The organism is Nocardiopsis lucentensis DSM 44048 (assembly GCF_000341125.1).
Taxonomy (GTDB): Bacteria; Actinomycetota; Actinomycetes; order Streptosporangiales; family Streptosporangiaceae; genus Nocardiopsis; species Nocardiopsis lucentensis.
Map to the genome: position 1 here is coordinate 3827 of NZ_ANBC01000255.1, position 8870 is coordinate 12696.

Annotated in this window: 7 protein-coding genes; 5 read left to right on the plus strand and 2 right to left on the minus strand. The window is 71.5% G+C overall.

Translation table 11 applies throughout. The features are described from left to right. Nucleotides 1-291: 291 nt before the first annotated feature. The 4 genes from D471_RS0108640 to D471_RS0108655 all read left to right on the plus strand — a co-directional run bounded on the left by D471_RS0108640 (nucleotide 292) and on the right by D471_RS0108655 (nucleotide 5449). Complete coding sequence (locus D471_RS0108640; RefSeq protein ID WP_193789749.1) at nucleotides 292-1071, plus strand: electron transfer flavoprotein subunit beta/FixA family protein; 780 nt, start codon at nucleotides 292-294, stop codon at nucleotides 1069-1071. 33 nt (nucleotides 1072-1104) lie between these two features. Beyond that, nucleotides 1105-2049, plus strand: a complete 945-nt coding sequence (locus tag D471_RS0108645) for an electron transfer flavoprotein subunit alpha/FixB family protein (protein WP_017598250.1) — start codon at nucleotides 1105-1107, stop codon at nucleotides 2047-2049. Between the two features lie 525 nt (nucleotides 2050-2574). After that, nucleotides 2575-3444 carry a non-homologous end-joining DNA ligase gene (gene ligD / locus D471_RS0108650; protein WP_017598251.1) on the plus strand — a complete coding sequence of 290 codons (870 nt, stop codon included), beginning with the start codon at nucleotides 2575-2577 and terminating at the stop codon, nucleotides 3442-3444. A gap of 109 nt (nucleotides 3445-3553) precedes the next feature. Beyond that, the gene (locus D471_RS0108655) at nucleotides 3554-5449 is read left to right on the plus strand and encodes a hypothetical protein (RefSeq protein WP_017598252.1); all 1896 of its coding nucleotides are present in this window, start codon (nucleotides 3554-3556) and stop codon (nucleotides 5447-5449) included. A 7-nt stretch (nucleotides 5450-5456) separates the two neighbouring features. On the opposite strand, the gene D471_RS0108660 is transcribed toward D471_RS0108655, so the two are convergent. Both D471_RS0108660 and D471_RS0108665 read right to left on the minus strand, forming a co-directional pair. Then, nucleotides 5457-6206: a class I SAM-dependent methyltransferase gene (locus D471_RS0108660; protein ID WP_017598253.1), complete on the minus strand. Its 750-nt coding sequence runs from the start codon at nucleotides 6204-6206 to the stop codon at nucleotides 5457-5459. Next, entirely contained in the window at nucleotides 6206-7000 is a 795-nt protein-coding gene (locus D471_RS0108665; RefSeq protein WP_241479589.1) for a class I SAM-dependent methyltransferase, read from the minus strand. The genes D471_RS0108660 and D471_RS0108665 overlap by 1 nt, the downstream gene beginning before the upstream one ends. A 120-nt stretch (nucleotides 7001-7120) precedes the next feature. Between D471_RS0108665 and D471_RS0108670 the strand changes: the two genes are divergently transcribed. Continuing rightward, nucleotides 7121-8870, plus strand: a 1750-nt coding sequence (locus D471_RS0108670) for a hypothetical protein (protein ID WP_017598255.1), incomplete at its 3' end; no start/stop codon positions are given.

The window sequence follows — 8870 nt, forward strand, 5'->3', positions numbered from 1 at the left end:
GGCCGCACAGGTTCGTGGGGCCAGGTGGGGCCGTGGTTTCCCGGGACCCCGAGCTCCGCGCTCCCGAGCGGGTGAGGTATTCCTAAGTTGATCCGGGGGGCGCGGGTTGGTTGTGAAGCTACTAGCCAGTAACATCTGGGTATGGAGCACATGCGGGACGGGGTTGACGTGAACTTCGGACCCGCCGTCGGATGACCGAACGGCATTCGGCATTGTTGGCAGTACGGGGCGCGCCAGCGTCCGCTCCGCCGCACGGCGGATCATGGAGTGCAGGGAGGTCGGCCACCGGCCATGAATATTGTCGTTTTGGTCAAGCAGGTCCCGGACACGGCGACCGAACGGAAGCTCAACGCCGATGACAAGACGCTCGACCGAGCAGCGTCCGACGGCGTCATCAACGAGCTCGACGAGTACGCCATCGAAGAGGCGCTCCTGCTCAAGGAGAAGCACGGCGGTGAGGTCACCATCCTGACGATGGGCCCCGACCAGGCCACGGACTCCATCCGCAAGGCCCTGTCCATGGGCGCGGACAAGGCCGTCTTCGTCAACGACGACGCCATCCACGGCTCGGACGCGCTCCAGACGGCCTACGCGCTCGCGCAGGCCCTGGGCACCATCGAGTACGACCTGGTCGTCCTCGGCTCCGAGTCCACCGACGCGCGCACCGGCGTCATCGGCGCCGCGCTCGCCGAGTACCTTGGCCTGCCGCAGCTCACGCTCGCGGGCAAGGTCGACGTCGACGGCGGCGCCATCAAGATCCAGCGTCAGACCGACTACGGCTACGACGTCGTCGAGGCCCAGCTCCCGGCGGTCGTCTCCGTGGTCGAGAAGATCAACGAGCCGCGCTACCCGTCCTTCAAGCTGATCATGCAGGCGAAGAAGAAGCCGGTCGACAAGAAGTCGGCCGCCGACGCGGGTATCGACACCGGCAAGGTCGGGCTGGCGAACGCCACCACCGAGACCGTCGACTTCGCCGCCGCGCCGCCGCGCGCCGCGGGCACGATCGTCAAGGACGAGGGCGACGGCGGTGCGAAGATCGCCGACTTCCTCGCCGAGAAGAAGTTCGTGTAGGCCAGGCGAGAGACTCAGGAAGGTTCAAGGATTATGGCTGAGGTCCTCGTCCTCGTCGACCACGTCGACGGACAGGTCAAGAAGGTCACCACCGAGCTGCTGACCGCGGCCCGCCGCATCGGCGAGCCCGCGGCGGTGTGGGTCGGTGACGGCGCCGAGTCGGGCAAGGCCACGCTGGCCGAGTTCGGCGCCGAGAAGGTGTACGTGGCTCCGGCCGAGCTGAACGACTACGTCGTCGCTCCCAAGGCCGAGCTGCTCGCCAAGCTGGCGCAGGAGAAGTCCGCCGCCGCGATCCTGGTCTCGGCCACCGCCGAGAACAAGGAGATCGCCGGTCGGACCGCCGTGAAGCTGGGTTCGGGCGTCCTCACCGACGTCGTGGACGTCAACGCGGAGCTGGTGGCCGAGCACAGCATCTTCGGTGGCGCCACGGTCACGCACGCCCGCGTGAGGACCGGCGTTCCCGTGATCGCGGTCCGCCCGAACTCCGTCCCGGCCGAGGCCGCCGCCGGCGCCGCCGCCGAGGAGGCGGTCTCCGTGGACGTCTCCGACGCCGCCAAGACCGCCAAGGTCGTCGAGCGCGTCGTGCAGGAGAAGGGCGCCCGCCCGGAGCTCACCGAGGCCGCCATCGTGGTCTCCGGTGGCCGCGGTGTGGGTTCGGACGACTTCTCCGTGGTGGAGAGCCTGGCCGACTCGCTCGGCGCCGCCGTGGGCGCGTCCCGCGCCGCCGTCGACTCGGGCTGGTACCCGAACCAGTTCCAGGTCGGTCAGACCGGTAAGACGGTCAGCCCGAACCTGTACATCGCGCTGGGCATCTCCGGTGCCATCCAGCACCGCGCCGGTATGCAGACCTCGAAGAACATCGTCGCGGTCAACAAGGACCCCGAGGCGCCGATCTTCGAGCTCGCCGACTTCGGTGTCGTGGGCGACCTGCACACGGTCGCCCCGGCGCTGACCGAGGAGATCAACAAGCGCAAGTAGTTCGCGCCCGGTTCCCGAACGCCCGGCCAGGGGGAGTGCCCCCGGCCGGGCGTCCGTGTGTTTGGAGACCCCTCGTGGGTCTGGAGGGGCGTGGAGCGACGGGGCCGTTCCGATGACGGGTGACGCGCCGTCGCACACGGGCGCGACGGTGGACGCTCCTTGACGACGGGGAAGGGAACGGTGGTCTGGGGCTGGGGCGGTGGCTCAGGGGCCGGTCCGGCGGGAGCGCGGAGTTCGACGGCCGTACGCCTGAGGAGTGGCGCGCGGAGGAGGAGCAGCGACTCCTGGCCGCGATGCGGCGCGAGTGCGACGGGGGCCGCGCGCGGTTTCGTGAACTGGTCCTCGGGATGCCGACCGACCGGCGGCCCGGGATACCCGCCGAGCCGCCGCGGTTCGCCAGCATCGGGGAGGGCCGGGCGTACACGGACTGGACGAGTGCCCCTTTCCAGGGGGGATCGGGCGGCGTTTCCGCTGTTCGCGGGCCGGGTACGCGAGGCGCATCGGCTCCGATCGGGGGGAGGGGCGATGGCGACCGAGGTACGCGCCGGGCGGCGCACCGTGGAGGTGGGAAGGCCGGACAAGGAGCTCTTCGGGAAGGGCGGCCCCACCAAGGAGGACCTGGCCGGGTACTACGCGCGCGTCGCTCCGCTGATGCTGCCGCTCGTACGCGGACGTCCGGTCGCGTTGGAGCGGTACCCGGACGGGATCGGCGAGGAGGGGTTCTTCGTCAAACATCCGAGCACGCCCGAGTGGGTGCGGACCGTGGAGGTCGACTCCGGCACGATGATGGTCTGCGACGACGCCGCCGCGCTGGTGTGGTGCGCCGACCAAGGGGCGATCACCCTCCACACGTGGTCGTCGCGAGAGCCGGACCTGGGGTACCCGGACCGGATGGTGCTCGACTTCGATCCGCCCGGGGACGGCGAGTCGGCCTTCGACGCGTGCCGGTCGGCCGCGTGGGACACGCGCGAGGTGATGGAGGACCTGGGCCTGGTCGCGTACGTGATGACGACGGGGTCCCGGGGCCTGCACATCCACTCGCCGCTGCGCCCGGAGGTCGACGACCAGGAGATCCGTGAGCTGGCGCGGGCGATCGCCGACCGGGTGGCCGAGCGTCGGCCGGACGAGCTGACGACGAAGGTGCGCAAGGACGCCCGCGAGGGGCGGTTGTTCGTCGATTTCCTGCGCAACGGCCGCGACCAGTTGGCGGTCGCCCCCTACTCGGTGCGGGCCAAACCGGGCGCGCCGGTCGCGACGCCCATCACCTGGGAGGAGCTGGACGGGCTGGTCTCGGCACGGGACTTCACCGTCGACCAGCGGCGCGAGGAGTGTCCGTTCGCGGGCATGTGGCGGCACGCGCGGTCTCCGAGGAAGGCGCTGCGGAGACTGGAGTGACGGGTGCGGGCGGAGCCGTCGCGCTCACCCGAGAACCGGATCCGGGTTCACGGAGTCCAAGGGAGCGCACAGGCCGACCCCCGTGCCGTGCTGGAACGGAGCCCCCACCGTGCGCCCCACCTTCCGTCGGATCGCCGCCCTTCTCTGCCTGCTGGCCCTGACCGGCTCCCTCGCCGCGGTCGGCGTACACCAGCCTCCGGCGCACGCCAGCGCGCAGATCGCCGAGGCGGCCGAGGCGCTGGCGGACGGGCCGGGGGTGTGGGCAGCCGACGACTTCGGGGCCACGCTGACCCCGGAGACGATCGCCCTGGTCGAGGAGGCCTACGACCGATCCGAGGTACCGATCCGGTTGGCGCTGGTCACGGAGGACATCGACGGTCAGTGGGAGGACCACCTGACCGCCGAGGCGTTCGCCGCCGCGGTGGGGGAGCCCGGTGTCTACCTGGTGCACGGCGAGACCGGCGCGGCTCTGTCCGAACCCGAGGTCGAGCAGTCCTGGGCGGTGATCGGCGACGCGACCACTCCGGAGGAGATCGAGGACCTCTTCTACCTTCACCCCTACGCGGGGCTGCTGACCGGGGTTCCCGACCTGGTGAACGGCGAGGTGAGCTCCGGGCTGCGCGCGCTCGCCGACGGCGGAGGCGTGCACGTGGACCCGGTGGTGTCGGCGGTCTTTCCCGAGATCGACGCCGAGGCGATCGAAGCGGCCCTGGAGGGTGCGGGCGACGTCCGCTTCGGGGTGGTCTCCGGTGTCGCCGCCCCGGGGAACGAGAAGGACCGAGGGGAGCTGTACGGCGCCATCGAGCGGAGTCTGGCTCTGGACATGCTGGAGGGCGCGGACAGAGACGCCATGGTGGTCCTGTTGAGCTGGAACGGTGAGGCTTTCCGGCCCGTTGCCGCCTCGGGTCCCGAAGCCATGGAGGCCGCCGAGATCGAGGACCTGTTCTGGGGCTCGGTGGCTCCGGAGCAGGCGATCCCCGCCGCTCGGGTGATGGGCGCGATCCTGGGCCCGGACGTCATCGAACAGGCCGGGGTCGCCCTCGCCGAGGACGTGCTGTACGTCCACCCGTCGGTCTCCGACGGACTCACCGGCGCCGAGTTCAGCCGGGCCGCTGAGAACGTGGCTGATTACCCGGGTGACCTGCGAGTGGCCATCCTGCCGAGTCAGGCGGTCGAACGGGCGTTGGGCGACAACGTCGCCCTGTTCGCGAACGAGGTCGCCGCGGTGCTGGCCGAGGGCACGGACGGTGATGTCGTCGTGTACTCGGTCGACCCGTTGGGCGCGGTTCCCCCGATGGTGTCGGAGACGGACCCGTTCAGCGCCCCCGACCGTTTCCTGGAGGACGATCACGGTGCCAGGGAGATCCTCGCCGACTTCGAGGAGGAGGGAGGTTCTTTCTGGGAGAGCCTGTTGTCCTGGTGGATGGGGCCCCCTTGGTGGAAGGCGGTCCTGTCGATCATCGTGCTCGGGATCCTCCTCTGCTGCTGGCCGTTGATCCCGATCGGCCTGTCCGATCTGTACAAGACCCTGAAGGCGAGGAGGGCCGCCGGAGGCCACGACCGCCCGCGTGGGCACCGGCGGGGCCGAACGGCGACGGGGATCAGGCCGATCGTGCGATCCGTGGTCGGCGCGGCGGCCATGAAGGCGTTGACGCTCCTGGCCGCGGCGGACCGGGCGCCGGCGGCCGAGCGGCAGCGGCGGCGTGCGGCGGAGAGGGAGCGCGCGACCCAGGACGGGGAGCGTGCCGCGCGCGACGCCGCGTGGGTGGAGCGGATGCGGCCGCGGACCGACGAGATGATCACCGAGCTGGGGGAGGTGCTGGCCCAGGCGCCGACGCCCGAGCCGGACCGGCTCGACGAGTTCGAGCGGCTGATGAACGCCTACACCGAGCTCAGGGACGCCTGCCGCGACGCGGGCACCAGGAGCGAGATGGACCGGGTCAGGAACAGGGCGCGGCGCACCTTGAAGCGGGCCCGGACCCACGCGCGGGACCCTGAGGAGTAGACCCGCCTCACCGCTTGCGCAGGACCAGGAGGAGGTTCCACGTGACGATCTCGCGCAGGAGCGGCACGTGGATGATCGGCTTCGTCCACGTCGGCAGGGAGCGCGGCCGGATGTCGACCACGTCCACGTCGGTCCGCCCCCGCGTCCAGTCGAGCATCTCCTTGGCGTGGGCGGCGTACATCGTGCGGCCGAAGTCGTTCTTGGGCCGCCGCCCGTTCCGGCGGGCGAACCGCTCGGCGGCGTAGGAACCGCCCAGGTAGTGCCAGGGGGAGGTCTCGTGGCCGCCCCACGGGGACAGCCACAGCGTGTACGACAGGTACACGAGACCGCCCGGCCGGGTGACCCTGACCATCTCGTCGGCCATCCGGGTCCGGTCGGGGACGTGCTCCAGGACGTTGGAGGAGAAGCACACGTCGACCGAACCGCCGCGCAGCGGCAGGTCGAGCGCGCTGCCCTGCACGCCGTGGGTGTCGGCCTCGCGCCCGTGCAGCCGCATCTCGTGGGCGTCGGAGTCCACACAGAGGCACCGCGCCCCGGCGGCGCGCAGTTCGTCGGCGAAGTAGCCGGGACCGCCGCCGACGTCGACCACCACCCGCCCGTCCAGCGGCGTGTACGAGCGCAGTTGGTCGACGGTGTCGCGGGCCAGCAGCCCGTAGAAGAACGCCGGATCGGTCTGCTCCTTGCGGAACGCCGAGAACAGGGTGACGGACCGGCCGAGCGTCGCGCGGAAGGGGACCGTGCCGTCGGGATGGGTCATCATCCGGAGGCCTTCCCGTCCATGGTGATGAAGTGACGCAGGTGCCGCCAGTGGTCACCGCCCCAGTACTCGTCGGAGGCGACGATCCGCCCGCCGGGCACCTGTGCGGCCACCCGGTCGGTGCTCAGGGTGTGCATGCGCATCGGCGCCGGGTAGCGCAGGACCGCCCGCTGGGCCAGGCGGATGAGCGGGAACGGCGCGTACCGGAACACCAGCCCCTTGAACGTGCGGCGCTCGGACTCGGGAACGCCGATCACCATCGCCCCGCCCGGCCGCACCACCCGGGCGAACTCGCGCAGGTAGCCGTCGGCGAGGTCGGGGGGCAGGTGCTGGAGGACCAGGTCGGTGTAGACGAGGTCGAAGGAGTCGTCGTCGAACGCGGACAGGTCCGGGCGCTCGTTGAGTTCGAAGGAGATCCTGCCCCCGGAGCGGTCGAGCCGACGCGCCTCGGCGAGCATGGGCGCGGAGATGTCCACGCCCACGACGCGGTCGAAGTGCGCGGCGAGCGCGTTGGACAGCCGTCCCGCGCCGCAGCCGAAGTCCAGCACCCGGCCGGTGTCGGGGTGGATCCCCAGCTCACGCAGGCGCGCGACGGCCGGGTCGATCTCGGCCCTGCCCGAGGCGAGGAACTCGTCGTCGTCCCACCCTCCGTCGCGCTTGGCCGGATCCACGCACACCGCCCACAGCGGCTCGGTGGAACCCAGCCGGGTCCAGTCGCGGCGGACCTGTTCGAGCCCCACCGACATCACCCCCACAGTGCTCTGCTCCCGAGCCTCACACTTTGACTGGATCATGTTCCTGCGGCGATGTGGCAGGTCTTCCAGGTGTGTTCGACTGTTCGAGAGGAAAAGTGGAACGTGTTGTATTCTGGCACCCATGTCGCGGGTTGGCCAACCTAGGCCGGGAGGGTACCCATGCCGCCAGTTTCCCCCACCTCCGGCGCAGGGGACGCCGCGCAGGCGTCGGCCCCGGGAGGGGCACCCAGCGTACGCCGCGAGGAGGAGGTCCCCCGAGAGCGGACCTCCCCGACCGCGGCGCTGTCCGGAGCGGGCGGGCTCGTCCGAGACCTGGCACGCGACCGACTGGTCCTGGCCGCGGCGGCGATCATCGCCGTCTCCGTGGCCCTGAGGATCCACGTGCTGGACGCGTCCTACTTCGTCGAGGACGACTTCCTGTTCTTCGCCGCCGCCGACACCACCGACCTCACCCCCGAGTACCTCTTCGGCCTGCACAAGGGCCACTTCATGCCGGGGGCCCTGTTCCTGGTCTACCTCCAGACCGCCTTCTGGCCGTTCGACTGGTGGGTCAGCGCGGGCGTCATGCTCGTCCTCCAGACGCTCTCCGTGGTGGTCTTCCTCCGCTTGTTGTGGGAGCTGTTCGGACGCCGCTGGGCCCTGCTGATCCCCCTGACCGCGATCGCGCTGGCCCCGCTGACCGTGCCCGTCCTCGGCTGGTGGTCCGCCGCGCTCAACGCCGTCCCGTTCCAGCTGGCGACGGCGCTCGCCCTGCTGTGGACCGTGCGCCACGTGCGCACCGGGGACCAGCGCGCGGGGTGGTTCGCCGCGGGCTCGGTGGTGTTCGGGATGCTGTTCTCCGTCAAGGCGATGTTCCTGCCGCCCCTGCTGCTGGCCGTGGCCGTCGCCTTCCTGTACCCCGGAGGCCTGGTCGCGTCGGCCCGCCGCGCCTGGCGCGTCCGCCGCCCCTTCTGGGGCGCCATGGCCGCGCTGTTCGCCGGATACACGGTCCTGTACCTGGCGCGGATGCGCGCGAGCGACGGCGGGGAGGGGGCGGGCGTCCCCGAGGGCGAACCCGCGTTCGCCATGCTGCGCGGCCTGCTCACCGAGGTCTTCCCGGTCGGCGCGCTGGGCGGTCCCCTGGAGTGGGGTCCGGTCACCCCGGCCGGCGGGCTCATCGACCCGCGCGGCTGGATCGTGCTGGGCTCCTGGGCGGTCCTCGCGGGGATCGTCCTGGCGAGCGTGTGGTGGCGCCGCCGCTCCTGGCGGGCGTGGGCCCTGATGTTCGGCTACCTGCTGTGCGCCGACATCATTCCGACGATCATCGCGCGCGGCCGTTTCCAGGACGTGGCCGCCGCCGACCCCAGGTACGTCGCGGACGCCGCGCTCGTGTTCGCGCTGTGCCTGGCCCTGGCCTTCCTGCCCACCCGTGAGGAGCGCGACCACCCCTCCGCGGCCCCTGAGGAGGCGGACGCTTCGCCCTACCCCTACCGGGCGCGGCCCGGGAGACCGGCACGGGTGTCGGCGGCCCTGGCCACGGTCGTGTACGCGGCCGCGGCCGCCTACTCCGCGCACACCTACGCCGGAACGCTCAACGGCGAACGGTTGGAGTGGTACCTGGACACGGTCCGCAACTCGATGGCGTCCGTGCCGGAGGAGGGCGGCCTGTACTCGCGCCCCGTCCCCAACGACATCGTCCTGGAGTGGAACGGCTCCCGGCGGCTGAGCTCGTGGGTCCTCGCGCCGCTGGCCCCGCCGGACGTCGCCGAGCGCATGCGCTCCCCCGAGCAGTCCGACACCGCCTACGTGTTCAACGACGCCGGATACCTGGTCAACGCCCGGCCGGGAGAGGGCGGGTACGTGTTCGGTCCGGGGACGGCCGGCGAGTGCATCGAGACCTGGGGCGGCAGCCTGTCGTGGCCGGGGGGCG

What these genes read in the sequence shown, in the direction of transcription:
- D471_RS0108640 (WP_193789749.1), top strand. Translation starts at nt 292, where the DNA reads ATGAATATTGTCGTTTTGGTCAAGCAGGTCCCGGACACGGCGACCGAA.
- D471_RS0108645 (WP_017598250.1), top strand. Translation starts at nt 1,105, where the DNA reads ATGGCTGAGGTCCTCGTCCTCGTCGACCACGTCGACGGACAGGTCAAG.
- ligD (WP_017598251.1), top strand. Translation starts at nt 2,575, where the DNA reads ATGGCGACCGAGGTACGCGCCGGGCGGCGCACCGTGGAGGTGGGAAGG.
- D471_RS0108660 (WP_017598253.1), bottom strand. Translation starts at nt 6,206, where the DNA reads ATGACCCATCCCGACGGCACGGTCCCCTTCCGCGCGACGCTCGGCCGG.
- D471_RS0108665 (WP_241479589.1), bottom strand. Translation starts at nt 7,000, where the DNA reads ATGATCCAGTCAAAGTGTGAGGCTCGGGAGCAGAGCACTGTGGGGGTG.